The 24,447-nt window shown below is 70.2% G+C and carries 20 protein-coding genes and 1 pseudogene; 7 read left to right on the top strand and 14 right to left on the bottom strand.

The window, feature by feature from the left end; all coding sequences use genetic code 11:
- Positions 1–377: 377 nt before the first annotated feature.
- Entirely contained in the window at positions 378–653 is a 276-nt protein-coding gene (locus H4W81_RS48250; protein ID WP_225959101.1) for a hypothetical protein, read from the bottom strand.
- Positions 654–829: 176 nt separating this feature from the next.
- On the opposite strand from H4W81_RS48250, the gene H4W81_RS45765 reads away from it, so the two are divergent.
- Positions 830–1,426 (top strand): AI-2E family transporter, encoded by a 597-nt coding sequence (locus tag H4W81_RS45765; protein ID WP_264083231.1) that lies wholly within the window; start codon positions 830–832, stop codon positions 1,424–1,426.
- Between the two features lie 166 nt (positions 1,427–1,592).
- Positions 1,593–2,246, top strand: a complete 654-nt coding sequence (locus H4W81_RS45760; protein WP_192780507.1) for a helix-turn-helix transcriptional regulator — start codon at positions 1,593–1,595, stop codon at positions 2,244–2,246.
- Positions 2,247–2,381: 135 nt separating this feature from the next.
- Here H4W81_RS45760 and H4W81_RS45755 read toward each other — a convergent pair whose 3' ends face one another.
- Positions 2,382–3,368: an NAD(P)-dependent alcohol dehydrogenase gene (locus H4W81_RS45755; RefSeq protein ID WP_192780506.1), complete on the bottom strand. Its 987-nt coding sequence runs from the start codon at positions 3,366–3,368 to the stop codon at positions 2,382–2,384.
- A 169-nt stretch (positions 3,369–3,537) separates the two neighbouring features.
- Between H4W81_RS45755 and H4W81_RS45750 the strand changes: the two genes are divergently transcribed.
- Positions 3,538–4,227, top strand: a complete 690-nt coding sequence (locus H4W81_RS45750; protein ID WP_192780505.1) for a DUF2306 domain-containing protein — start codon at positions 3,538–3,540, stop codon at positions 4,225–4,227.
- On the opposite strand, the gene H4W81_RS45745 is transcribed toward H4W81_RS45750, so the two are convergent.
- The 3 genes from H4W81_RS45745 to H4W81_RS45735 all read right to left on the bottom strand — a co-directional run bounded on the left by H4W81_RS45745 (position 4,217) and on the right by H4W81_RS45735 (position 7,133).
- A complete protein-coding gene (locus H4W81_RS45745) occupies positions 4,217–4,873 on the bottom strand; it encodes a response regulator (RefSeq protein ID WP_192780504.1) in 657 nt (218 codons plus the stop codon). The two genes, H4W81_RS45750 and H4W81_RS45745, sit on opposite strands and share 11 nt — an antisense overlap.
- The gene (locus H4W81_RS45740) at positions 4,870–6,012 is read right to left on the bottom strand and encodes a sensor histidine kinase (RefSeq protein ID WP_192780503.1); all 1,143 of its coding nucleotides are present in this window, start codon (positions 6,010–6,012) and stop codon (positions 4,870–4,872) included. The genes H4W81_RS45745 and H4W81_RS45740 overlap by 4 nt, the downstream gene beginning before the upstream one ends.
- Before the next feature lie 269 nt (positions 6,013–6,281).
- The gene (locus H4W81_RS45735) at positions 6,282–7,133 is read right to left on the bottom strand and encodes a prenyltransferase/squalene oxidase repeat-containing protein (RefSeq protein WP_225959099.1); all 852 of its coding nucleotides are present in this window, start codon (positions 7,131–7,133) and stop codon (positions 6,282–6,284) included.
- Between the two features lie 222 nt (positions 7,134–7,355).
- Here H4W81_RS45735 and H4W81_RS45730 point away from each other — a divergent pair, with 222 nt between their 5' ends.
- A complete protein-coding gene (locus H4W81_RS45730; protein WP_192780502.1) occupies positions 7,356–7,769 on the top strand; it encodes a hypothetical protein in 414 nt (137 codons plus the stop codon).
- A 170-nt stretch (positions 7,770–7,939) separates the two neighbouring features.
- Here H4W81_RS45730 and H4W81_RS45725 read toward each other — a convergent pair whose 3' ends face one another.
- Together H4W81_RS45725 and H4W81_RS45720 are read right to left on the bottom strand one after the other, a co-directional pair.
- On the bottom strand, positions 7,940–9,703 hold the full coding sequence (locus tag H4W81_RS45725) for a vWA domain-containing protein (RefSeq protein WP_192780501.1): 1,764 nt from the start codon (positions 9,701–9,703) through the stop codon (positions 7,940–7,942).
- A complete protein-coding gene (locus H4W81_RS45720) occupies positions 9,700–10,767 on the bottom strand; it encodes an ATP-binding protein (protein ID WP_192780500.1) in 1,068 nt (355 codons plus the stop codon). Before H4W81_RS45720 ends, H4W81_RS45725 begins: the two co-directional genes overlap by 4 nt.
- Positions 10,768–11,057: 290 nt before the next feature.
- On the opposite strand from H4W81_RS45720, the gene erm reads away from it, so the two are divergent.
- Positions 11,058–11,774: a 23S ribosomal RNA methyltransferase Erm gene (gene erm / locus H4W81_RS45715; protein WP_397128908.1), complete on the top strand. Its 717-nt coding sequence runs from the start codon at positions 11,058–11,060 to the stop codon at positions 11,772–11,774.
- On the opposite strand, the gene H4W81_RS45710 is transcribed toward erm, so the two are convergent.
- Complete coding sequence (locus H4W81_RS45710) at positions 11,746–13,146, bottom strand: hypothetical protein (protein ID WP_225959098.1); 1,401 nt, start codon at positions 13,144–13,146, stop codon at positions 11,746–11,748. The genes erm and H4W81_RS45710 overlap by 29 nt on opposite strands.
- A gap of 95 nt (positions 13,147–13,241) precedes the next feature.
- Here H4W81_RS45710 and H4W81_RS45705 point away from each other — a divergent pair, with 95 nt between their 5' ends.
- A complete protein-coding gene (locus H4W81_RS45705; RefSeq protein ID WP_192780498.1) occupies positions 13,242–15,248 on the top strand; it encodes a molybdopterin-dependent oxidoreductase in 2,007 nt (668 codons plus the stop codon).
- Between the two features lie 64 nt (positions 15,249–15,312).
- On the opposite strand, the gene H4W81_RS49095 is transcribed toward H4W81_RS45705, so the two are convergent.
- The 4 genes from H4W81_RS49095 to H4W81_RS45685 form a co-directional block, all read right to left on the bottom strand.
- Entirely contained in the window at positions 15,313–16,719 is a 1,407-nt protein-coding gene (locus H4W81_RS49095; RefSeq protein WP_192780497.1) for a carbohydrate-binding protein, read from the bottom strand.
- On the bottom strand, positions 16,716–18,275 hold the full coding sequence (locus tag H4W81_RS45695) for a chitinase (protein ID WP_192780496.1): 1,560 nt from the start codon (positions 18,273–18,275) through the stop codon (positions 16,716–16,718). Before H4W81_RS45695 ends, H4W81_RS49095 begins: the two co-directional genes overlap by 4 nt.
- A 210-nt stretch (positions 18,276–18,485) precedes the next feature.
- Positions 18,486–20,312 (bottom strand): M14 family metallopeptidase, encoded by a 1,827-nt coding sequence (locus H4W81_RS45690; protein ID WP_318782484.1) that lies wholly within the window; start codon positions 20,310–20,312, stop codon positions 18,486–18,488.
- Positions 20,313–20,388: 76 nt separating this feature from the next.
- The gene (locus H4W81_RS45685; RefSeq protein ID WP_192780495.1) at positions 20,389–21,060 is read right to left on the bottom strand and encodes a nitroreductase family protein; all 672 of its coding nucleotides are present in this window, start codon (positions 21,058–21,060) and stop codon (positions 20,389–20,391) included.
- A 93-nt stretch (positions 21,061–21,153) separates the two neighbouring features.
- Here H4W81_RS45685 and H4W81_RS45680 point away from each other — a divergent pair, with 93 nt between their 5' ends.
- Positions 21,154–21,630, top strand: a complete 477-nt coding sequence (locus H4W81_RS45680; RefSeq protein ID WP_192780494.1) for an Lrp/AsnC family transcriptional regulator — start codon at positions 21,154–21,156, stop codon at positions 21,628–21,630.
- Positions 21,631–21,712: 82 nt separating this feature from the next.
- Here H4W81_RS45680 and H4W81_RS45675 read toward each other — a convergent pair.
- Together H4W81_RS45675 and H4W81_RS45665 are read right to left on the bottom strand one after the other, a co-directional pair.
- Positions 21,713–23,098 (bottom strand): annotated as a pseudogene (locus tag H4W81_RS45675) (cellulase family glycosylhydrolase); the annotation flags it as partial.
- A 764-nt stretch (positions 23,099–23,862) separates the two neighbouring features.
- Positions 23,863–24,366 (bottom strand): MarR family winged helix-turn-helix transcriptional regulator, encoded by a 504-nt coding sequence (locus H4W81_RS45665; RefSeq protein WP_192780493.1) that lies wholly within the window; start codon positions 24,364–24,366, stop codon positions 23,863–23,865.
- Between the last annotated feature and the right edge of the window lie 81 nt (positions 24,367–24,447).

Genomic DNA, 24,447 nt, shown 5'->3' with positions numbered 1-24,447 from the left:
CCTTATTCTTTCAGTCGGTCCGGTTAGTGTCAAATTCAGTGATTTGACTTTCGCCGGTTCGACCTGCGGAAATTCAGACCGCCCCGCTTCCGGGGCAACCCCTCGAACTTACTCCGACATCCGATTCCTGTCGAATCGGACTCGCCCGCGGACATGACGACCACAGACGCGAAGTTGCTCGAGGAGGTTTCCCTGAACAGTCGGCGATCATCGCCGACCGGTTGGGACTGGTGAACTCTATGTACGACCCCGCCACCCGTCAAATCGACGCTCCGTACCGGAAGAAGGGTCGGCTACCCGAGGTAGCCGAACGAGCACTTTGGGGTTGTTCGTCGGTGTTCGTGGAGGAAGCCAGGGTATGTAGCCGAAATGAACGATCACTCGGCCCCGCGAGCGCTGATCGTCCTGCTCACGGCGGCTGGAGCGGTCGTCACGCTGTTCGGGCTGCGTGAAGTCGCCTCGATCGCCGGCCCCATGGTGCTGGCACTCGTGCTCGTGATCGCCGTCTCCCCCGTGCGCAGCTGGCTCGGTTCGCGCGGCGCCCCTACGTTGGTGCAGGTCGCGGTGCCGTTCCTGCTCGTGGTGTTCGTCCTGCTCGGGATGGTCGGGGTGCTGACGGTCTCGATGACCCGGCTCGCCGGGATCCTCCCCACCTATGGCCCGCAGTTCCAGCAGCTGCTCGCGGACGCGCAGCGTCTCGCCACCGAGCACGGCATCAGCAACGAGCAGCTCAACAGGGCGATCCAGTCGTTCGACCCCGGCACGCTGCTGGGGCCTGGCCCAGTCGTTGCTGGCCAGCCTGCTCGCCGTCCTGTCGAGCTTGTTCCTGATGGTGGTGCTTCTGCTGGCGATGTCCCTCGACGCCCCAGTAACGGCGAAGATCCTCGCCTCCGACAGGGAGCACCGGCCCGCCCTGGTCTCCGCGCTCGCCACCTTCGCCGGAAAGACGCGCCGGTACCTGCTGGTCTCCACGGTTTTCGGGATCATCTGCGCGGCCTTCGACGTGGCGGCGCTGGCGCTGCTGGGTGTCCCGTTGCCACTGCTCTGGGGGGTGCTGGCGCTCATCACCACCTACATCCCGAACATCGGCTTCGTGCTCGGCCTGCTGCCGCCCGCGATGCTGGCCCTGCTCGATGGTGGTGTGCGGCAGATGCTCCTGGTCATCGCCGCCTACTGCGCCATCAACGTGGTGTTCCAGTCGTTCATCCTGCCGAAGTTCCTCGGCGACGCGGTGGGGCTCACGACCACGATGACACTGGTGTCGCTCATCGTGTGGACGTTCGTCCTGGGGCCGCTCGGCGCGGTGCTCGCGATCCCGCTCAGCCTGCTCGCGCGGGCCATCCTGATCGACAGCGACCCCAGCGCCCGCTGGGCCGCCGCCCTCATCTCCGGCGAACCATCCGCTCGCACGACAACCTCTCCGTAGTCTCCCGTACGGCAAGCACCCGAGAGCCCACCGCGGTCACGTGGCTGACGTCCGTCCATCACGCGTGCTCCGGCAGGACTCCGGCGCGCCGCCGTCACGTGGACCCACCACCTGCTCTCGCGGCGGGACGGCGGAAGTGTCGGTGACGGGTCGTAGCGTGGAAGGCATGTACGCGGAATGGAGCCCGGGCGCGGCCCTCGCCGATCGGGTGGCCTGCCTGTGGGAGCAGGACTGCGCGGAGGAGGGCACCCAGCTCGTGGTGCCCGACGCCTGCGTCGACCTGATCTGGGGTCCCGGCGGTCCCCACGTCGCGGGCCCCGACACCGGCCCGGTGCCGGTGCGCATGCGCGCGGGCGACGTGTACAGGGGCATCAGGTTCCGGCCCGGAGCGCTGGGCGGGCTGCTCGGCGTGCCGGCCGACGAACTCCGCGACGAGCGCGTTCCTTTCGCGGATCTGGGGCTGCCCGAGGATCTGACGCTCGCCTCCCTGACCGAACGGCTGCGCAGGAGCCCCGCACCGGATCCCGCCGCACCGGCGATCGCCGCGGCCCTGCGGGGTGGGGCGTCGGTGCGGGAGGTGGCGTGGGATCTGGGGTTGAGCGAGCGTCACCTGCACAGGAGGGCCGTGGCGGCTTTCGGGTACTCGCCGAAGACCCTGCAACGGATCGTGCGGTTCCAGCGGGCGCTCCGGTTGGCGCGGTCGGGGGTGCCGCTGGCGACGGTGGCCGTCGAGAGCGGCTACACCGACCAGGCCCACCTCTCCCACGAGGTCAAACGACTGAGCGGCGTCTCCATGAGCGGCCTCCTCGTCCCGGCGTAGCGCGTTCCTTCGGGTCACCTTCACGTCCGGTGTCCCGGAAAGCAGGAAAAGCAGGGCCGTGTCCCGGAGAGCAGGGCCGTGCCCCAGCAAGCAGGGCCGTGTCCCAGACAGCAGGGCCGTGTCCTGGAAGCAAGCCTAGAAAGCTATGACGACCTTTCCCGAGGCGTGTCCCTGCTCCTGATATCGCACGGCGGCGGGAAGCTCCTCGAACGGGTAACACCGGTCGATGACCGGAGTGATCTTTCCGTCCTCGATGAGCTCGGTCAGCGTCATCAGGTTCCGCTTGTTCTCCGTGCACCGGACCGCGTCCACCAGCGCCGCCCGCTGTGACACGAAAGGCGACATCGCGAGCGCCGAGAACATCTGGCCGACGGGTTGCAGCCATCGGCCCGCGGGCCCGCCGGCGAGGACGAGGGTCCCCTTGGGCGTCAGCGCCCGCCGGCAGGCCGGCATCGAGCGGCTTCCCGCGATGTCGAGCAGGAGGTCGTAGCGCCGGCCGTTCCTGGTGAAGTCGGACGTGGTGTAGTCGACGGCCTCATGTGCGCCGATCGAGCGGATCAGGTCCACGTTCCGCGTGCCGCACACGCCGGTGACCTCCGCGCCGAACGCCCGGGCGAGTTGCACGGCGAACGTGCCCACGCCTCCCGAAGCCCCGTTGACGAGCACCTTCTGCCCGGCCTGGATCCGACCCTCGTCGCGCAGGCCCAGCAGGGCGGTGTTGGCCGCCAGGGGAACCGCCGCCGCCTGCTCGTACGACAGGTTCTTCGGCTTGGGCGCGAGCTCGGCTTCCGGGACGCACACGTACTCGGCGAAGCCGCCCTGCTTGAGCACCGCGAACACCTCGTCGCCCGGGCGGAAGCCCGTGACGTCCCTGCCGACCGCCTCGACCTCTCCCGCCACGTCGGCGCCCAGGATACTGATCTTCGGCGTGCGCAGCCCGAAGCCGCCGCCCATCAGTCGTGCGATGTACGGCTCGCCTCTCATGTTGTGCCAGTCATAGGGATTGACCGAGGTGGCACGTACCCGGACCAGCACCTCGTCGTCGCGGGGCACCGGCCGGTCGACGTCCGTGAGGGCGAAGACGTCGGGCGAGCCGTACGAGCGCAGGACGAACGCCTTCATCGGATTCTCCTCATTCACTGCCGCATTCGGTGCAACGGAGAATCAGTGTCATCGACCTGTACGGAAGACTCATCGGCCGAAAGTACGCCCGATCGATGGATGATCGGCTGGTTCGGATCGGGCCTATCCACCGATGAGCCACCGCCGTCTCAGTCGCCACGATCGGGTCATGACCGACAAGAGCCTGACGACGCACCCGCGACCACCGCGAGCCGGCCGACGAACGGATGACAGGAACACCAGGACAGGTTGGCTCGTGCCCGCCGCGCTGATCGCCCTCAGCGTCGTGCCCCTGGTCATGGGGGCCGTCCGCCTGACCGAGCTGGCAGGTGGCGCGGACGTCACGCCGGAGAACGCCCGGTTCTTCGACGCGCCCCTGCCCGTGGTGCTGCACATCCTCAGCGTCGGCGTGTACAGCATCCTGGGCGCCTTCCAGTTCGCGTCCCGTTTCCGCGGCCGCAGACCCGGCTGGCATCGCGTCGCCGGACGGGTCCTGGTGCCCAGCGGGATCGTCGCGGCGCTTTCGGGGCTGTGGATGACCCTGTTCTACGCCCGCCCCGCCGGTGACGGTGACCTCCTCGCCGGCTTCCGACTCGTGTTCGGCTCGGCCATGGTCCTGGCCATCTGCCTGGGTCTGGCCGCGATCCGGCGGCGGGACTTCGCCCGGCACCGTGCCTGGATGGCTCGCGGCTATGCGATCGGCCTGGGCGCGGGCACGCAGGCGCTGGTCCACCTGCCCTGGATGGCGATCTTCGGGGCGCCCGACGAGCTCAGCAGGGCGCTGCTCATGGGCTCCGGCTGGGCGATCAACCTCGTCGTGGCCGAATGGATCATCCGCGGGCGCCGCGTCAGTTCCTGACGCGGTTGGTCTCGTAGGCCCACATGGCGATCTCGACGCGGTTGCGCGCGCCGAGCTTGGCCATGAGGCTGGCGATGTGTGACTTGACGGTGCTGAGAGAGATGTGGAGCTCGTCGCCGATCTCGCTGTTGGTCCGTCCTCGTGCCACGGTGGCGAGGACCTGCTCCTCCCGTTCCGTGAGCGTCTCGATGGGCTGCGCGGGCGCCGAGGTGGGCCCGGCGGCGGCGAAGGCGCTGAGCAGTCTCGCGGTGATGCTCGGCGCGATGAGGGCGTCGCCGTTGGCGGCGGCGTGGACGGCCTGGGAGAGCAGGGCGGCGCCGGCGTCCTTGAGCAGGAAGCCCCTGGCGCCTGCCCGCAGCGCGGCGTAGACGTATTCGTCGAGGTCGAACGTGGTGATGACGACGATGGCCAGCGGGTCGTCGACGGTCGGCCCGGCCAGGGCGCGGGTGGCCGCGATGCCGTCGAGGCCGGGCATGCGGATGTCGAACAGGCACACGTCGGGACGCAGGCGTCTCGCGAGCTCGACGGCTCGCCGGCCGTCGGCGGCCTGGCCGATGACCTCGATGTCCGGCTGGGCGTCGAGAATCATCGCGAGCCCGGTGCGGACGATCTCCTGGTCGTCGGCGACGAGCACCCGGATGCTCATGTCGCCGGCTGGGTTCGGGGCAGCACGGCGGTCACCGTCCAGCCCCGATCGGGGTTCGGGCCGGCTTCGCAGGTGCCGCCGAGCAGGTCAGCGCGTTCGATCATGCCGATGAGCCCGTATCCCGCCGGCCGCGCGGCAGGGCGTACGGCAGGCGGGTCGCCGTCGTCGCTCACGTGCAGACGCACCGACGTGTCGTCGGCGGCGACGCGGACCTCGATGCGGGTGGCGTGACGGGCGTGCCGCCGGGCGTTGGTGACCGACTCCTGGGCAAGGTGGTAGATCGCGGCCCCGACGGAGGGTGGGAGGTCGTCGAGGTCGCCGCGGATCTCCACGTCGACGGACGGACCTGAGCGCGACCGGCTCGCCAGCTGTTCGAGATCGGCGATGCGCCGGCCGGGCGCCAGCTCCGCCGGTTCGTCGCGGCGGAGGACGCGGACCATCGTCCGCATTTCGGCGAGGGCACGCGACGCCTCGGCCTCGATCATGCGGAGCGCCTCGGTGGCGGCGGCCGGCCGTGACTCCGCGGTCGCGAGGCCCGCCTGGGCGCGGATCGCCATGGCGGAGACGTGATGGGCGACGGTGTCGTGCAGGTCGCGGGCCAGCTGTTCGCGTTCGAGCAGCTTGATCTGGTCGAGCTCGCGGATCCTCGCCCCGGCCCGGTAGCGGGAGGCCAGGCCCAGGGTGACGGTCGCGAACAGAACGGCGAACGCGCCGATCACATCGGTGGCACCGGGATGGTCGAAGACCATCGTGCGGCAGACATTGACGAGGATGACCGCCAGCCCGATCACCACCTCGCGCCCAGGCCCCCATCGGACCAGCGCGTACGGCAGGAGCAGCAGGTACACCATCGTGTACGTCTCCTGGAACGCGCCGCCCGTCACCAGCGGGACCAGGGCGGTGACGCCGAAGGCGATCACGACCATCAGCAGCGGCCTGCTCCTGCGCCACAACAGCGTGGGCACCAGCGCGACGGTGACGATCATCGAGAGGGACCGCCACGGCAGATCCGGCCGCAGCACTCCTTCGAGCACCGATAGCGGCACGAGCGCCGCTACCAGCGCCCAGTCGCGCCATACCCGCAGCGGCGGGCGGGGCGGACGGGGCTCGTCCCACACGGAACGAAGAACGGCGAGCACCTCATCATCGTAGAGGTGGCCACGTCACACCAGATCAGCCCAAAGGACGAAATACAGCCAGCACGGCCACCGGGACCTCAGCACGAGGAGAACTGCCGGGGCCGGATGAGGCCGGACCTCCGGGATACCGCCTCCCGGAAGAAGGGAGCTCCCGGATACCGGGCTTCCCAGGCGACGGGAACTTCCGGAGATATCGGGCCTCCCGAACCGCGGGGAACGCAGGGATGCGCGGGCTCAGGGGTTTTTGCCCATGATGGCCCGCCGCGGCGTCACGCGGTCGAGCGGCCGTATGCGCGGAAGGTGTTGAGGCGGGCCACGGTCAGGTAGCCGCCCCATTCGTGGCGGACCACCGGCGTCCACATCAGGAAGTTGGGCTCCCAGCCACCCTCAGGCGCCTGCACCCGGGCCAGCGCGTCAAGGTGCTCCTCGATGGTCTCGTCCGAGAACAACGAGAGGTGCCGCAGCGGGGCGGGCGCGAAGTCCAGCGGGAAGTGCACCTCCCCCTCGGCGAAGGGATCCATCGTGACCGTCGCGAGGATCGCCTCCTTCAGCCTGGCGAACTCCGCGTCGGCCCGCTCCCTGTCGTCGACCAGGTCCAGGAAGGTGACGATGGCGCGGGCGTGGTACGGCGTGGTCTCGTCGATCCGGGCGAGGGCGTTCCAGCAGAACGAGGTGGCCGATTCGAGCCAGGGATGCTTCACGCCGTGCTTGTGGAGGAGTCCGGCGATGGAGGCGGTGGGGATCAGGCTGCCGGGCGGGTCCTCCTGCGGCTCCCACCACGGCGCGTGCGGGGCCTCCTTCACGGTGGGCAGGACGAACGGCACGCCGCCGTCCTTCGTGGTGACAGAGGCGAGGTAGTCGCAGGCCGCGGCCACCATCGGGTCGTCGAAGGCGTCGAGCTCGTCCAGGATCCAGAACGCCACCTCGACAGGCTCCGGCTGGCTGGACGGGCCGCGCAGGTCCGGTTCCATGGCGTGGCCGAAGCCGCCGTCGGGGTTCTGGTAACCGCGCAGAACCTGGAGCACGCGCTCCTTCGAGCCGCCTCGGTACAGCGCCTCGAATCTGAGCCGCTCGATGAGTCTGGCATTGAGCTGAAGGTACCGCTCCGCTTCACGTTCCATGCCGTCCAACGTACGGCGGCAGCCCCCGCGTGCCTTGTAGGAAACGGCCATCCGCCAACGATCGAGCAACCCGAAACTCCAACGCCGCGGGTCATGGGCCCGCCTGGTGAGACAGCAGTCCGCGCCGTTGCAGACCGGCCCAGTGAAACCGCAGGACGGCACAAGACGAACGCGGGGGCGTTTCGCGGATGTGGCCGCCCCCGTGTTGGCACAATCACGTCTATGGAGCAGCGGCGTTGGGACAGCGACGAACGGTTCACCGGCATCGGCGACGGCGGCGCGATCCTTCCCGCCCTGCACGCCCTCACCGAGGTCGCTGCCAGGCCGGGTTGGGTGACCGAGGACCCCGACGCCCACCTGCTGCCTCACCTCCGCCGCTGCCCCGGCTGGCAGGTGCTGGGCGAGCGACTGGAGGAGGACGGCGTGTACGAGGTGACCGTACGCCCCGACGAGCCGCTCGAAGGGATCGAGACGCACCGGGCGGTCATCAGGCTGCTCGCCGCGATCGCCGAGCCTTCCTTCTTCGTACGGCAGAGCGCACCGAATACCTTCGACTGCGTGACCGGCGTGCTGCCGGGCGACCCTCCTGGCTACGCCACCCATGGCCATCTCGTGCGAGTGATCGTCACCACATAGCCCGGCCCTCTCGTGCCACTGGTCATCACGAAGTGACCGCCAGGGGGTGAACCGGCGGGATGGAACCGGCCGAGCCGCCGATGGCGAAGGGTCGCCGTCCACCACGGGCGCACCTGCTCCCAGGTGTACCCGACCGCCCAAAGCCGCGGTGACCGTTCCTCTGGGCAGGTTCACTTCATCGCGAAGACCGGTCCGCGCGGGCGGAAGGGCAGCCTGGCGCCCTGCGGGACGAGGAAGGCGTGCTCCCTCCTGATCCTCAGCACGTCGCAGTCCCCGTCGGTGATCACCAGGATCGGCCCGTCGGCGGGGAAGTCGTCGGCCCGTTCGAGCAGGTTGACGCCCGGCTGCAGCACGGTGCCCCCGCGCCCCCGCACCCTGACCCTGGTCGCGATCTCCTCCACCGGCAGGTACCCGGCGTCGTAGGCCGCGGCGTCGCAGAACACCACGCGAGCGCGCGGCACGTCGCGGGCCGTGGCGTAGGAGGCGATCGCGCCCAGCGCCTTGCCGAGCAGCTTGGTGTCCATCGAGCCCGAGGTGTCAAGGACGACGCCGAAGGTCGCCTGCCGTACCAGCTCCTCGGGACGGACCCACCCGGGGCGCGGGATGCCGGGGCTGGCGGCCTGGCGGCGGGAGGCGCGGGCGTAGGAGCGGCGCCGCTCGACGGCGGGCACGTGCTCGTCGAACCAGCGGGCCAGCCTGGCGTCCCAGGGCAGCGGCGGCTGGTCGAGCGCGCGGATCTCCTGCTCCAGCCCGTACGGCACCAGCCCCCGCCCGCTGCCCTGGTGGTAGACCAGTCCCTGGCTGAGCGCGTTGCGGTAGTAGTCGTCGAGATCGAGATAGCCCTTGCCGCCCCCGATGGGCCGGTCGAGCACGTCGCCCAGACCGCGTCCGCGCAGGGTGGCGAGCTTGCGCATGCGGCGCAGGTCGGTGACGATCCTGTCGTAGACGGCCTCGGCCGACAGCCCGGCCAGCGAGGGGTCGTGCAGCAGGCCCTCGGGCATCTCGCCGACGCCCATCTCGACCAGCCAGCCGTTGATCACGTAGTCGCAGGCGACGTTCCAGACGAAGGGGTCACGCCCGCCGATGCGCTCGCCGTGCCTGAGCGCGGCGTGCAGCATCTCGTGGGCCAGCACGAACCGCCACTCCTCGGCGTCGAGCCCGGCCAGCGGGTTGACGTATATCTCGGCGGCCTCGGCGCTGACGGCGGCGATCGAGATGTCCCAGCCTCTGGCCAGGTCGGCGACGACCGTCATGCCCGCCGCCAGCGCGCCGAGCAGGGGATAGGAGGAGACGAACCAGCTCAGCGCCCTGTCCCACGGGCCTTCCTGCCGGGTCGGGGAGGTGCCCGCCAGGTCGAGGGCCGAGGTGGCGGTCCGGGCGACGCCGATGGCGAAGGAGCGCTGGTAGTCGAAGGTGGTGGCCGCCTCGCGTGAGCCGATGCGGAAGTCGGCGGGGCCGAGCGGAGCGTGTTCGGCCGGCAGGCCGGTTCTGCGCCAGCGTTCCGACAGCGTGACCTCGTCCTCGGTGGGCAGCGTGGCGGGCAGCGGCGCGGGGTTGCGGCCGAGCTTCAGCGTCGTGAGGAAACGGTCGACGGCCACGCAGCAGGCCGCCAGGTAGGCGGGGTCGGGCAGGTGGCAGGTGTCCGACACCTTGGGCCCGAGGTCGGCGGGGGCGCAGGTGCCGGGGTCGGCGTGGCCGAAGCCGAGGTGCAGCAGGAGGTGCGCGAACGTCCACGCCCATTCGGCGGCGTCGGCGCGGGTGGCGGTGTCGTAGTGGACGCTGCCGTGGGCGGTGACGTAGGTCTGCCGGTCCTCCACCAGCTGGCGGTGGTAGTGGGCGAACAGCGGGTGCCCGCTCACGAGCTGCCAGCCCTTGAGCGCCTCCAGGCGCCTCGGGTCGGCCTTCTTGTCACGGCCTGCGGCCTTCCTGCTCATGAGCGGGCGGCGATCAGGCGGGGCAGGTCGCGGCCGACCTCCACCAGGAACCAGGTGGGCAGCGCGGGCGCGCCGTTCTCGTCGTTGGCGATGACCAGCTGAGCGCACTCCAGCGAGATCTCCGCCAGCTCCACCAGCAGCGTCTTGGCGCGGAAGCCGAGGTCCCTGCCGCGGGCCGAGGCGCCGCGCTTGTCGGCGGGCAGTTCCTTGACCAGCCTGGCGCGGAAGGTCTCCGACAGGAAGTAGAGCAGGTCGCGGTCCTCGGGACGGCGCGGCCACGACACCTCGCCCTTGAGGACCGCGTCGAGGTCGTAGGCGTGCCGCACGGTTTTGACGTAGGCGCGGAAGGCCGAGGCGTGCGCGGTGGTGAGTGTGCCGAAGGCGAGCACGGCGAGGGTGTCGTCGTCGAGCGACTCCGCCGGGCCGAAGGAGTGCATGACGTCGGAGAGCATGTGCCAGGCGCGCGGCGAGGAGAAGGGCTCCTCGGTCTTGGGCGGCGCGCTCCACAGGTGGTCGGGGCGCTGGATGAGGTAGTCGACGATCCACGGGTGGATGCCGTTGGCCGCCGCCCACTTCAGCCAGTCGTCGGCCGAGACGCGCAGATGGACGTGGACCAGGCGGTTGACCAGCGCCGAGGCCATCGGGCGGGCCAGGGCGTTGTCGCTGGCCCGGTTGCCCGCGCCGATCACGACCGAGCCCTCGGGCAGCTCGTAGGCGCCGATCCTGCGGTCGAGGATCAGCGAGTAGAACGCCTTCTGCACCTCGGGCGCGCTGGCGTTCAGCTCGTCGAGGAACAGGCAGTACGGCTCGTCCCTGGCGATGGACTCGGGCGGCGCGAACCTGCTGCGCCCGCCGACGAGTTCGGGCACGCCGATGAGATCCTCGGGCGCGAGCTGCGTGCCGAGGAGCGTGACGCAGTCGAGCCCGAGCGCGTCGGCGAACTGCCTGACCAGCGAACTCTTCCCGATGCCCGGCGCGCCCCAGAGGAAGACCGGGCGCACCACGGCGACATGGAGCAGCACCTCAGGCAGGCGGGCGGGAGTGACCGTGACCGTTGCCTGCATCCCACCAGGGTGACGATCTCCGGCGAAAAACGCATCGCATTTAACGACGGCTCTCCGTACGCTCGTCGCCATGACATGCATCTGTTTCATCCGCATGCGCGGCAGCCGGGCTCTGGCTCGCTAGCTTAGCATGATCGCGAGCCCAGGGCCCGTCGAGATCCCATTCATCTCGAGGACCCGAAAGGGCTTTTGCTGTGGCGCAGAACTTCGCGCACGGAAACTATTCACACACCCAGAAGAAGGCCAGGAACAGCGGTGGCGGTCGCACGCCCAGAGATCGGGCGCGGCGGGTGCTGTCGCAGAACTTCCTGGTCGATCGGCACGCCGTCGATCTGATGATCAAGGCGGCCAGGCCGAGCGGCCTGGTTCTGGAGCCGGGCTCGGGTGAGGGCGCGCTGACGACGGCGCTGGCACGGGCGGGGGCCGAGGTCATCGGCTACGAGATCGACCCGCTGCTGGCCGCCAAGCTCAAGGCCAGAACCGGCCTGAAGATCGTCAAGGGCGACTTCACCGCGGCGCGGCCGCCCGCCGAGCCGTTCGCGGTCGTGGGGAACATTCCCTACTCGGTCACGTCCAGGATCGTCGACTGGTGCCTGACGGCGCCGTCGCTGACCTCCGCGACCCTGCTCACCCAGCTGGAGTACGCGCGCAAGCGCAGCGGCGACTTCGGCAGGTGGAGCCTGGTCACGGTGGAGAGCTGGCCGTGGTTCACCTGGGAGCTGCTCGGCAGGATCGGCAGGGAGAGCTTCAGGCCGGTGCCGTCGGTCGACTCGGCCATCCTGCGCATCGAGCGGCGGCCCGAACCGCTGGTCGAGGACGCCCGAGGCTTCGCCGACCTGGTCAGGCTGGGCTTCGAGGGCGTCGGCGGCTCGCTGTACGCCTCGCTGAGACCGCACTACGGCGGGGTGGACGCGGCGTTCGCGCGAGCGGGCGTCGCCCGTGACACGGTCGTCGCGTTCGTCCACCCCGACCAGTGGGTCACGCTGTTCGGGAGCCTGTCGCGGTAGCGACGGAGGGGCCGTGGTCGTGCCGCGGCCCCTCCACCGGGACGAACGCGACGCGCCTGTCCCACGGCATCGCCAGGGCGAGCACGGGCAGCAGCACGACCGAGGCCATCGCCCAGCCGGGGTGCCAGGCCTGCCAGATCTTCCAGTGCTGCGTCATCCACAGGTAGCCGATCGAGGACCACAGCGCGGTGCCGAGGAGGGCGGGCCAGGCGAAGCGGGTGGGCCTGGCGATCAGGAAGGGCACGAACCACAGCAGGTACTGCGCGCCCAGGCGCGGCGTGACGACCATGAAGACCAGCAGGATCGCGGTGGTCAGATCGACGGGGTCGGCCCTGCGCCACACCCAGCAGACGGCCAGCACGCTGGCGTAGATCAGATAGGTGCCGATCTTGGCGTAGGCGGAGTGGAGCGTCCAGTCGCCGCCGACCAGGACGGCGGTCCAGCCCCACTCGCCGACGATCGGGCGGATGTCGCTCATGACATCCATCACCTTGGGGATGTCGGCCAGCGAGGTGCCCGCGAAGATCGGCAGCGTGACGAGGAAGAAGACCGGCGGGATGCCGGTGGCGATCATGCCGATCAACCTGGGCCGGAACCCGCGCAGCAGCAGGAGCATGCCGGGGATGAGCCAGATCGGCCAGCTCTTCGCGCACAGCGCGAGGCCCATCAGCAGCCCCGCCCACAGCGCCCTGCGATAGGCGGGCCGCTCCTCGACGCGGAAGGTGAAGGCGGGCCTGACCAGGCTCGCGAGATGGGCGCCCGACTGCCTGACGGCCGCGCCGAGACCGGGCCACCCGGCGCCGAGGCCGAGCATCTCGCGGACGGTCATGGTGACGCCCGGCCGGTGGGGGTCGCCGGGACCGCGGGCGACGACGAAGGCCGCGACGCCGAAGACGAGCGCGACGGGCTCGACCTGGCCGTGCACGGAGGCGACCAGCAGGGCGAGCGGGCTGAGCGCGTACTGGAAGGCGCGCAGCGAGGCGCGGGGGCCGCCGGCCAGCTTGCCCACCAGCGGGATCAGCACGATGTCGGCGACCACCGTGACCAGGCGGCCCGCGTACTCCCACGGGATGCCCAGCCACAGCAGGATCCCGTAGACGTAGGGGATGGTCGGCAGGAAGTGCCAGCCGCCGTTGCTGCCCAGCACGGGGTCCTGGCGATTGAGCACGGCCTCGCCCGCCGGTTTGAAGCTGTTGACGAAGTCGACGGGCTGCCAGGTGTCGATGGCAGAGGTGTACATGATGAGCACGCGGACCCCCACGCCCACCGCGATGGCGAGCCAGAGGGGGGGCCGCCAATCGCGCCACTGCGCGACGAGGGCGAGCACGACACCTGAGACGAGGACGATCCCCGTGAGCACTGCGTAGTCCATGGCGGGTCCTAGCCTGCCGCACGTTTGGAGGTACTGCCACCTGTTAGGCGGGTCGCTCCACCACAGATCGTCACTCTGTGTGTTCAATGAGGAGCATGGGGGGATCACGGGGCAACGCGCGGCTGGTCGGGTTCTATCGCGAGGCCCGCAGCAGACTTCGTGATCCGGTCGCGGCCTGGGCCGAACTCACAGCCAATCCACAGGCGAGAAGGGCCTACCAGCGGGCGCGCGGGCAGGAGGTCTCCCCCATCGGCGACGCCGAGATGGCCGAGATCGCCGCGGCGGCCCACGTCCACACGATCGCCGTCCACGGTCCCGACCGGGTGGCCGCCCACTCCACCTCCACGCTCTCCCGGTTCGTCGGGCTGATCGGCGGGGCGATCCTGGTGGACCAGCCGCTCGCCGCCACGCAGGTCTTCGGCCCGTGCGCCGAGGTGCCCGAACCCGCCGACTGGGCGCACGCCGCCCTCGCGATCGTGTGGGGGGAGAACGACCGCTCGGTCCGCTCCCCCGACACGCACTGGCTGGTCGCGGGACGCTACCCGGGACAGAAGGTGGTCGCGATCGGCCGCCATCCCACGCGGCTGTCCGACGAGACGATCGTGGTGCGCGCGGGCACCGACGCGGCGCTCGCCATGGCGATGGGGCACGTGCTGCTGAAGGAGTTCCACCTGGAGGAGCCCGCCTTCGCCGAGAACGCCAAGCGCCGTACCGACCTGCCCTTCCTGGTGCGCCTGCGCGAGCGGGCCGACGGGTACGTGGCCCACCGCTTCCTGACCGCCGCCGACCTGGGCGAGGACTCCCCCAGGGCGCACCTGAAGACCGTGCTGCTGGGCAGGGGCGGCCGGCCCGTGGTGCCGAACGGCTCGCTGGGCTTCCGCCGCGACCCCGCCCACTGGAACCTGACACTGGAGACCGACCCCGCCCTCACCATGTACGGCAAGGGCGGCGGCGTGGCCGAGGTGCTGCTCGCCCGCTTCGACGAGGGCTCCGGGCTCCTGCGCCGCGGCGTGCCCGTGGTGCGGGTCGGCGACCACGTGGTGACGACCGTCTACGACCTGCTGCTCGCGCAGTACGGCGTCGCGCGCGAGGGGCTGCCGGGCAGGTGGCCGAGCGGGTACGACGACGCGCTGGAGCCGTACACGCCGGGGTGGCAGGAGCCGATCACCGGAGTGGCCGCGGCGCGGGCGGTCAGACTCGCCCGCGAGCTGGGTGAGACCGCGCTGCGCACCGGCGGCCGGTGCATGATCATGCCGGGCCGGCTCGGCACCGACCACGCCGACACCGCGCACCGGGCCATCCTGCCGCTGCTGGTGCTGACCGGGTGCTCGGGCGTGCAGGGCGGCGGCTGGGTCAGGCCGAGGGCCGAGGGCGAGCGGGTGGTGGAGGCGGGCGCCTACTTCTACCTGCACGGCGACAGGTGGCGCTACGACGGCACCGACGTGGGGATGCTGTCGTGGGTGCTGGGCGAGGGGCTGTTCAACGACAGGGCGCCCGGCGCCGTGCTGGCCGAGGCGGTGCGGGAGGGCTGGCTGCCGATGGCTCCCGAGTACGACCGCAATCCGCTCGACACGGTGGCGGAGCCGTCGAGGCACGCCTGCGACGATCCCGACCATCCGGCCAACTGGCCCAGAGTGCTCACGCTCGCGCACAGCGACCAGATCGACGACTGCTTCCTGCACCACCTGATCGGGTCCGCGCCCGGGCTGCCCTGCGCCGACCTGAGCGCTCCCGTGGGCAAGCTGGACCTGGTGCTCGGCGCCTCGGAGTACGCCGACCTGCCGCTACCCGACGTGCGGCAGCTGGCCGAGACCTTCGCCAAGCTCGCGGTGGACCACCTCGGCACGCGCAGGGACTTCGTGCGCGGCTACATCGTCGAGCGGAACTATCCGGAGACCGCGGCGCTGCTGGCCGCGGTGCCGGGGCCCGCCGTACGGCCGGAGGGGATGCCGTGGCAGACGCTGTCCGGCCGTTTGCACACCTTCATCGACCACGACTGGATGCACGAGTACGGCGAGGCGCTGCCCACCTACCGCCCCCCGGGCACCGGCCAGCCGGTCAAGCCGACGCTGATGGTCAGGCACAGGGGGCAGGAGGGCTGAGCGGAGGGGCGGGGAGAGGGGACCGCCTGGCACCTGGCGGTCACCCCCTCCCCGACGGACGGGATCAGAACCCCGCGGTGATCCTGGTGAACTCCCACTCGGTCTGGGCGATGCCGCTGCAGTGGGAGACCACACCGCCGCCAGGGCATGGGCGGTCGCGGTTGACCGCCCAGTACGCCAGCCTGGTCAGCCCTTTCGACTTGGCCCAGTTGGTGATCTGGGTCCAGGTGGCGGGGGTGGTGAGCTCCTGCTGGTCGGACAGGCCGTTCATGCCGGAGATGCCCATCCGCGCGTACGCCTGGGCGTCGCTCCAGCCGAAGGCGCTCTTCAGGGCGTTCTTCAGTCCTTCCGCGGCGTTGATCGTGTCGGTGTGGATGTTGGAGCTGCCGAAGTCGAACGGCATGATCGTGTAGTTGTCGATCGGTACCGCGAGCTCCTTGGAGCGGTTGATCAGGCGGATGCCGTGGGCGTTCGGGCCCGTCGTGGTGGTGCCGAAGGTGACGACGATCTTGACGTTCGGGTTGTTGGCCTTGACTATCTTCAGGCCGTTCAGGATGCGGTCCTGCACGGTGTAGTTCTCGAACTCGTCGGTGTTCTCGATGTCGAAGTCGACGACCGCGGGGCCGACGGCGTTGATGACCTGCTGGACGGCGCCCGCGAAGGCCTGCGGGGTCGAGCAGTTCGGGCCGAGCTTGTTGCCCGACCAGCCGCCGAAGGAGATCTGGACGCTGCCCCCCTTCGCCTTGATCGCGGAGATGGCCTGCGCGTCGGCGCCGCCGGTCAGCGGGCGGTTGCCGTCCCACGCCGGGGTGCAGCCGCCGCTGGACAGGATGAAGGCCATAGTGAAGGACTTCACGCCGGTGGCGTCCATGACGGCGCCGGGGCTGGGCGGGCTGCCCCAGCCCATGTAGAGGTACGGCGCGCCCGGCATGCGGGCGCCGCCGGTCGGGCAGCCGGTCGTGGATCCGGTGACGGCGGCGCTGGCGGCCGACTCGCCCGCGGAGTTGTAGGCCCTGACGGTGTAGGTGTGCGAGGTGCACGTGCCGAGGCCGGAGAGGGTGGCGCTGGTGCCGGTCACGGTCGTCCTGAGCGCCGAACCCTCGTAGACGCGGTAACCGGTGACGGTGCCGCTCGCCGCGCCCCACGACAGGGAGATCGAGGTCGTGGTCGCGCCGGTGACGGCCGGCGCGCCGGGCTGGCCCGGCGCGCCCGTCCCGCCGCCGCCGGAGACCGTCTTCCACAGGGCGGGCACGTTGGACGGCTCCCAGCCGGGCTGGGAGGTGTGCGCCTGGATGCACTCGTAGTCGACGCCGTTGTAGGTGACGCGGGTGCCGATCGTGTAGGACGTCCACGCCTGCCACGCGGGGTAGGCGGCGACGGTGACGCCCTGCGCGGCGGCGGGGGCGGACATGGTCAGGCCCGTGCCCACGAGGGCCAGAGCGGTCAGGAGGGCGAGCACGATGCGTCTCATGGCATTCCCTGGAGGTGCGGCTTGACGGTCTTGGAGAAGTTCCAGTTGTGGCTGGCGTCCCAGTTGATGGACCAGGTCATCGCGCCCCTGATGTCGGGGTAGGCGCGGGGTGGGACGAAGCTCCCGCAGCTCGTGCGCTTGGCCAGGCAGTCGAGCGCCTGGTTGACCAGGGCGGGCGAGACGACGCCGCCGCCCGCCGCGCCCGGGCCCGCGGGCAGGCCGAGGGCGACCTGGTCGGGGCGCAGTCCGTTCTCGAGCTGGATGCAGGCCAGCGCGACCATGAAGTTGACGGTGCCCTGCGAGTAGGCGGCGTTCTGGTCGCAGCCGAGCATCGAGCCCGAGTTGTAGAACTGCGTGTGGACGACCGTGAGGATGTCCTTGATGGACAGGGCGAGCTTGAAGTACTCGGCGCCCGTCGACTGCATGTCGATGGTCTGCGGCGCCATCGTGATGATCAGGCCGGAGCCTGCCTTCGACCGCAGCGACCTGAGGGCCTGGGCCATGTAGGTGGCGTTGAGTCCGTTCTCCAGGTCGATGTCGACGCCGTCGAAGCCGTAGCTCTGCATCAGCGCGTGGACGGAGTCGGCGAACTTCGTGGCCGCCGCGGCGCCGGCGACCTGGACGCGTCCCGCCTCGCCGCCGACCGACAGGATGACCTTCTTGCCGCGCTGGTGCAGGGCGGCGACGTCGGCCTTGAACTGGGCGTCGGTGTAGCCGCCCACCGCGGTGGCCAGCCCGGGGTCGACGCCGAAGACGACCTCGCCCGGGGTCGAGGTGGCCTCGCCGAAGGCGATGGCGACCAGGTCGTACTCGTTCGGGACGGCGGAGAGCTTGAGCTCGACGGCGGGGTTGACGAAGTTGTGCCAGTAGCCGGTGAGGAAGTGCCTGGGCAGCGGGCCCGTGGTGCAGCCCGCGGTGGTGGCGGTGGCGTCGCGGCCCGCCGACTCGCCGACCGCGTTGTAGGCCTTGACGGTGTAGGTGTGGGTCTCGCACGCGCCCAGACCGGAGAGGGTGGCGCTCGTGCCGGTCACGGTCGCCCTGAGCGCCGCGCCCTCGTAGACGCGGTAGCCGGTGACGGTACCGCTCGCCGTACCCCATGACAGGGAGATGGCGCCGGTGGTGGAGGTGGCACTCACCGGGCCGGGCTGGCCGGGCACGCCCGGCTGGGGCTCGCCGCCGCCGCAGGAGGCGCCGTTGACGGTGCAGCCGGTGATGCCGGGGAAGTTGCCCGGGCTGCCGTTGAAGCCGAAGCTGGCGCTGGCGCCCGCGCCGAGCTGACCCGCCCAGCTCGGCGGGGTGAAGGTGTAGTGCTGGCCGCTGCGGACCATCACCGCGTCCCACGCGGAGGGGATGGTGTATCCGGCGGGCAGGTCGAACTGCACGTTCCAGCTGACGGGGGCGGCGGTTCCGTTGGTGACGGTGACCTTGCCCTCGAAGCCCGAGCCCCAGTCGGCGGCCTTGGTGAAGGTCGCGGTGAGGCCGGCGGCCTGCGCGGGCAGGGCGACGAGGGTGAGGGCGAGGGTGATCAGGGCTACCACTGCTGCGCGTAATCTCATGGGCGGCCTCGCGCGTTTCTTTTAGTAAAGTTTCCTAAGAATTGCCGCGATCGTAACCTTGACACCCACCCCTTACAAGGCCCAAAAAAGGCCCGCCCTTCGCGCTCCCGAGGAAGCGTGAGAGAGGGCGGGCTGCCGGTTGGTCTGAGCTGGTGGAGAAGGGCGCCCGCCCCCTCGCGCTCCGAGGAGCCAGATGGGGCGGGCGGTGGGTCAGGGTTGGTGGGTGATCTTGACGTCGTCGACGGCGGCCTCGACCAGGGAGGCGGTGGCGGCGTCCGCCGCGTCGATGACGATCCTGACGGTCTGCCCGGCGTGCGCGGTCAGGTTCGCCGTCGCCACCGTCCACGAGCCGTTCCTGTTGGTCGCGGCTCCCTGCTGGTTGACGACGGTGGTCGTGGTGGCGCCCACGACCCGCACCCTGAAGTAGTCGGCGCTGGAGGAGTTGGAGCCGTGCGCCAGGTACCACGACAGGGACAGGCCGAGCGTCCCCGAGGCCGGCAGGGTGATCGGCGGAGACTGGATGGTGGTGACGCCGCCGTCGATGTCGTACGCGCCGGCGGAGGAGCCCGCGAGGCGCCCGGTCACCAGGTCGTTGACGCCGCTGACCGTGGTGCCGAGTTGCTTGGCGCCCGAGGAGGTCGTGGCGGCGGGGTCGCCCCGCTCCCACTGGCCGAGCGTGGCGGTGTCGGTGCCGCCCGGGTTGACGGTCCAGCCGGTGGCGGTCTCGAAGGTGTCGGAGTAGACGGTGGTCCCTCCGCCGGTCCCGCAGTACTGCGCCTCCTTGCCGATGATGCGGTAGACGCAGTCGGAGTATTCGAGGAAGCGGAGCACGGCCTCCTTGTTGCGGGTGGTCTGCGGGACGATCTGCTCGTCCGGCGGGTAGAAGCCGGGGTTGGACCCCGTCGGGTACATCTCGAACGTGAAGCTGAAGATCTTGTGGGCGCCCCACAGCCAGTCGTCGATGGTGCCGTCGGTGATGTAGAGGTCGCTGGCCTGCTCGGGCGTGTACCCGTTGGTGGAGGCCATGTTCTGGCCGAGGGTGGCGTGCGCGTCCCTGTCGTCCTGGGTCAGGCCGGGCGCGGTGTCGTTGAAGGTGTAACCGTACGGCCAGAGGATCAGCTCGCTGTAGGTGTGCCAGTCGATGTGCGACTTGATCTGCTGCACTCCGCCGACGACGCGGCCGCGCACCCAGTTGGCCACGGCCTTGACCTCGGGGGCCGACTCGGCCGAGGGACCGCGGTAGGTGTCGCTGGAGGGAGAGCCCGAGGAACCGCCGCAGCAGCCCCAGTTGTAGCCCCAGTTGCGGTTCATGTCGGTGCCGACGTAGGAGGAGCCCGCGTTGGGCTGGCGGTTCTTGCGCCACGAGCGGTAGGAACCCGTGGCGATGTCGTACTCGCCGCCGTCGGGGTTGAGGTCCGGCATGATCCAGATCTCGCGGGTGTTGACGAGGTTGGTGATGCGGGCGTCGCTGCCGTAGCCCTCGGCGAGCATGTGCATGATGTACAGCGCCATCTCGACCGTGAGGTGCTCGCGGGCGTGCTGGTGGGCGGTGAAGAGCACCTCGGGCTCGGCCTCGTCGGAGCCGACGTTGTCACTGATCTTGATGCCGATCAGCTGCCTGCCCTCGTAGGAGTTGCCGTAGACGAACTTGCTGGTGATCGCCGGGTAGGCGGCCACCAGCGCGTTCACGTTCGCGGTCATCTCCGCGTAGTTGTGGTAACCGGAGTCCGATGGCGGGAAGTCAGAAGTCCTCGCATCGGACGGGGGTAACGGGGACGGCAGCTCCACGACGCGGTAGCCGAGCCGTTTGATTGCGGCCACCTCGTCCGGGGTGGCGGTGACCACCACGGAGTCGGTCGCCACCTCGTCGATCGCCGCGCCTGTGGCGGCGACGGCGCTGCGCTGCCTGGCGTCGGCCGGCCCCTGCACCTTGTACTGCTTGTTGCGCGGCGGTTCGGCGGACGCGCCCGCCCCTGTCATGCCGGTCAGGCAGATCAGGGCCAGGACGGAGAGCAGGACGACTAATCGGCTTTTCACCTTCAGCCTCCTCGGGCTTGACGAGCGTCTGCACTGAGAGTGAAGAAGGATGAACAACCGTGAAAGGCCCAAATTTCTAGAAGTGCACCAGGGCCTCGTCCAAGGGCTTCCGCGTCAGGTCGGGGACCTCCGCGTCGGGGGCCGCGTAGCCGACCGGGAAGAGGATGTAGGGCCGCTCGTTTCCAGGCCGCGAGCAGATCTCACTGAGGAACGCCATCGGGTTGGGCGTGTGGGTGAGCGTCGACAGGCCCATGGTGTGCAGCGCGGTGATGAACAGGCCGCACGCGATGCCCACGCTCTCGTTGACGTAGTAGTGCTTGACCCTGGCGCCGTCGGGCCGCAGGCCGTATTTCTCCGCGAAGCACACCACGATCCACGGGACCACCTCGAGGTAGCCCTTGTCGGAGGTGGTCTCCAGCGGGGCCAGCGCCGTCCGCCACTCGGGGGTGAGCCGCCCGCCCTCGTAGTTCTGGCGCTCCTCCTCCTCGGCGGCCACCCTGATCCGCCGCTTCGTCTCGGCGTCGCCGATCAGCACGAACTTCCACGGCTGCTGATGAGCGCCCGACGGCGCGGTGTTGGCGGCCATGACGGCCAGCTCCACGCACTCGCGCGGCACCGCCTCGTCGCTGAAGAAGCGGACGCTGCGCCGCCTGTCGACGTGCTCGAAGAACTCCCTGCCCCTGCGGATCATCTCCGCCTCGTCGTAACGGTCGGGCGCATAGGGGACGAACGGATTCGTGTGCTCCATGGAACCCGCAGTCTCCGCAGAGCTGGCGATCGTGACAACACCGGCGTCGCTATCCTGACAAAATGGCAGCCAAAGCCCTTCACAGGAGTCGAATTGCCAGCACGCCGTAAGGGACTGGACGCGCTCGACCTCGAGATCCTGCGCCTGGTGCGCGAGCGCCCCCGTACCGGCCTGCTGGAGATCGCCCGCCTGCTCGGCGTGGCCCGCGGCACCGTGCAGGCACGGCTGGACCGGATGACCGCCGACGGGGTGATCACCGGCTTCGGCCCCGTGCTCTCCCCCGCCGCGCTCGGCTACCCGGTGCAGGCGTTCACCACGCTGGAGGTGGAGCAGGCCTCCCGCGAGCACATCTCCGCCGCCCTGCACGCCATCCCCGAGCTGCTCGAAGCCCACATCGTCACCGGTCAGGGCGATGTGTGGTGCCGCCTGGCCGGTCGCGACAACGAGCACATCCAGCAGGTGATCGACGGCATGCTGACCATCCCCGGCGTACGGCGCAGCACGACCGTCATCTCGCTGTCGGAGGTCGTCGCGCACCGCGTCCACCCGCTGGCCGGAATGCCGGGATAGCGGTGCGGGAAGGCAGGCGTCGAGGAGCCCGCGCGGTCGTTCGGGCCGCGCGGGCTCGTCGTTCCGCTGCCGGTCAGTCCACGCGGATACGGTCGCGGATCCAGACGCCGGCCGGCTTGAGCCGTGAGGTGCCGGCGAAGGGGCCGTTCGGGCAGGTGCCCGAGGTGAAGACGGCGCCCGTGCGGGAGTCGTCGGAGTAGTTCCAGTTCACCCAGCTGATCTTCTTCTGCGCCATCAGGTCGATGTACTGCTGCGCCCTGGTGAAGTTGTTCGGCCCGTCACCAGAGGCCTCCTGGGTGCCGAACTCGGTGACGAACATCGGGATCCGGTCGGCCGCCCTGGACAGCGCGTTCAGGTAGTCGCTGCCGTGGGAGGCGGCGTAGAAGTGGAAGGTGTACATGATGTTGGTCGCGTTGACCGGGTTGGCGACGACCTCGCTCTCGTCGGACCCGTCGGAGACGCCCAGCGACGACCAGGCGCGGGTGCCGACGAGGATCGGGGTCTCGGGGTCGTGCTGCCTGATCACCGGGATGAGCTGGTGGGCGTAGTTCCTGATCGTCGACCACGAGACGCCGTTCGGCTCGTTGGCGATCTCGTAGAGCAGGTTGTTCTTGCCGTTGTGCCGCTGGGCGATCTCGGTGAAGAACGTCTTGGCCCTGCTGAGGTTGTAGTTCGGGTCGCCTGGGGTGAGCATGTGCCAGTCGACGATGGCGTACATGCCGCGCGCGGTGGCCATCTCGATCAGGTTGTGCACCCTGTCGGTGAACAGCCGGGGGTTGGTCTCGTAGCCGCCCTCCTGGATGTACATCGAGATCCGCAGGACGTCGGCCTTCCAGTCGGTGGCCAGCGCGTCCAGCGAGGCGGTGTTGAGGCACTGTGAGTACCACTGCAGGCCGTGCGAGCTCATGCCGCGCAGCTGGATCTGCTCGCCGCGCTCGTTGCACAGCCGCACGCCGCAGACCACGAGCTGGCCGTTGACCTGGACGGGCGTGCCGGTGCCGCCCGCCTGCGTGGTGGCGGTGACCGGGGCGCTCCGGTCGGACTCGTTGTCCGAGGGGTCGCGGGCGGTCACGGTGTAGGTGTGGGTCGAGGAGGGGGCCAGGCCGGTGATCGTGGCCGAGGTGCCGCTCACGGTGGCCTTCAGCGTCACGCCCTCGTAGACCCGGTAGTCCTTGACCGTCCCGCTGTTGTCGGTCGAGGCGTTCCAGGCCAGGGAGATGGAGCTGGAGGTGGTGCCGGTGGCCCGGAGCCCTCCCGGCGCCGTCGGCTTCTCGGTGTCGGCGGGACCGGCGGCCGAGACGGTCAGGCGGTCGAGGTTGGGCCCGCCGTTCGCGGTGGTGGCGGTGGCGCGGACGGTGTTGGCGCCCGCGTTCAGCGCCGCCGTGACCGTGGTCTCCGTCCAGGTGCTCCAGGCGCCCGTGCCGGGGAAGTCGCGGTTCACGCTCGTGCCGTTGACCGCGATGGCCATGGGCCTGTTGGTGGTCGTGCCGTTGGCGTAGCGGAAGGTCAGCGCCGCGTTCCCGGCGGCGGCCGCGTTGACCGTGAACTCGACGTAGGAGCCCTGGACGTTGGTGTAGTCCACGAAGCCGGTGCCGGTGTAGCCGGCGTGCTTGGTGTCGACGATGCCCTGCGAGATCACCGCGTTCTCCGCCTGGTACTCCCCGGCGGGGACGGCCACGTCGATCTCGGCGTAGTCGAGGTTGGGCCCGCCGTTCACGGTGGTGGCGGTGGCGCGGACGGTGTTGGCGCCCGCGTTCACGGGCGCGGTGATCGTGGTGGTGGCCCACGTGGACCAGGCCCCCGTGCCGGGGAAGTCGCGGGTGACGCTCGTGCCGTTGACCGCGATGGTCATCGGCCTGTTGGTGGTCGTGCCGTTGGCGTAGCGCAGGACGATCGAGGCGGTCCCCGCCGCCGGCGCGTTCACGGCGAACTCGACGTAGCCACCGGTGACGTTGTCGTAGTTGACGAAGCCGGTCCCGCTGAATCCGGCGTGGTTGGACTCGACCACTCCCTGGGAGATGGTCGCGTTCTCGGCCTCGTGTCGGGTGGGCGCCTGCGCCATGGCGGGGGTCATGGCGGGCACCGCTAAGGCGGTGGTGAGGACGGCGGTCAGGGCGAGGAAGCGGATGGGTCGGAGCATCGCCTCTCCGGTTTATTAGGAAACTTAACTAACGATCACTCGGAGAATAGGTCCGACAACTGACCGGCACAAGACCCAATTGAGTGGCCCGTTTACCCGCGCGTCGTCTCGCGGGTCAGCATGCCGCGCAGGACGGCGTCGAGCGTGGCGGCCTCCTGCGGCGTGAGGCGGGCGGCCAGCGCCGCCAGGTTGGCCGCATGCTCGGTGAGGGTGGCGTCGATGACCTGGCGCCCCTCCTCGGTCAGCGCGACGCGGAAGCTGCGGCGGTCGGCGGGGTCGAGGCTGCGCTCCACCAGCCCGGCCGCCTCGAGCCTGTCGATGCGGTTGGTCATGCCCGCTCGCGACATCATCAGCACGTCGGACAGCTCAGAGGGGATCAGCGTGTACGGCGGGCCCGACCTGCGCAGCGCCGCCAGCACGTCGAACTCGCCGGGACGCATGCCGTGCCGCCGGAAGACCTGCTCGACGGCCGACTCCACGAGCCTCGACACCTGGGCCAGCCTGCCGAAGACGCCCATGGCCGACAGATCGAGATCGGGACGCTCCCGCCGCCACTGCTCGAGGATGACGTCGATCGCGTCCTGCTCGCTGCTCATGCTGAGACCTTATTGGACCGGCGCCCGCGCCCCTCCGCTCCCGCGGGCGGCCTTTCCCGGCATTCATCGGACGTGGCCGAC

The sequence above is a fragment of the Nonomuraea africana genome, from assembly GCF_014873535.1.
GTDB lineage: Bacteria > Actinomycetota > Actinomycetes > Streptosporangiales > Streptosporangiaceae > Nonomuraea > Nonomuraea africana.
This window is presented reverse-complemented; position numbering and strand designations above follow the sequence as displayed.

Excerpts from the sequence above, each read along its gene's own strand:
- H4W81_RS45695 (WP_192780496.1), bottom strand. The coding sequence starts at position 18,275 with ATGAGATTACGCGCAGCAGTGGTAGCCCTGATCACCCTCGCCCTCACC.
- H4W81_RS45765 (WP_264083231.1), top strand. The coding sequence starts at position 830 with ATGGTGGTGCTTCTGCTGGCGATGTCCCTCGACGCCCCAGTAACGGCG.
- H4W81_RS45725 (WP_192780501.1), bottom strand. The coding sequence starts at position 9,703 with ATGAGCAGGAAGGCCGCAGGCCGTGACAAGAAGGCCGACCCGAGGCGC.
- H4W81_RS45755 (WP_192780506.1), bottom strand. The coding sequence starts at position 3,368 with ATGAAGGCGTTCGTCCTGCGCTCGTACGGCTCGCCCGACGTCTTCGCC.
- H4W81_RS45745 (WP_192780504.1), bottom strand. The coding sequence starts at position 4,873 with ATGAGCATCCGGGTGCTCGTCGCCGACGACCAGGAGATCGTCCGCACC.
- H4W81_RS49095 (WP_192780497.1), bottom strand. The coding sequence starts at position 16,719 with ATGAGACGCATCGTGCTCGCCCTCCTGACCGCTCTGGCCCTCGTGGGC.
- H4W81_RS45750 (WP_192780505.1), top strand. The coding sequence starts at position 3,538 with ATGACCGACAAGAGCCTGACGACGCACCCGCGACCACCGCGAGCCGGC.
- H4W81_RS45735 (WP_225959099.1), bottom strand. The coding sequence starts at position 7,133 with ATGGAACGTGAAGCGGAGCGGTACCTTCAGCTCAATGCCAGACTCATC.
- H4W81_RS45710 (WP_225959098.1), bottom strand. The coding sequence starts at position 13,146 with ATGGACTACGCAGTGCTCACGGGGATCGTCCTCGTCTCAGGTGTCGTG.
- H4W81_RS45665 (WP_192780493.1), bottom strand. The coding sequence starts at position 24,366 with ATGAGCAGCGAGCAGGACGCGATCGACGTCATCCTCGAGCAGTGGCGG.
- H4W81_RS45760 (WP_192780507.1), top strand. The coding sequence starts at position 1,593 with ATGTACGCGGAATGGAGCCCGGGCGCGGCCCTCGCCGATCGGGTGGCC.
- H4W81_RS45705 (WP_192780498.1), top strand. The coding sequence starts at position 13,242 with ATGGGGGGATCACGGGGCAACGCGCGGCTGGTCGGGTTCTATCGCGAG.
- H4W81_RS45720 (WP_192780500.1), bottom strand. The coding sequence starts at position 10,767 with ATGCAGGCAACGGTCACGGTCACTCCCGCCCGCCTGCCTGAGGTGCTG.
- H4W81_RS45730 (WP_192780502.1), top strand. The coding sequence starts at position 7,356 with ATGGAGCAGCGGCGTTGGGACAGCGACGAACGGTTCACCGGCATCGGC.
- H4W81_RS45685 (WP_192780495.1), bottom strand. The coding sequence starts at position 21,060 with ATGGAGCACACGAATCCGTTCGTCCCCTATGCGCCCGACCGTTACGAC.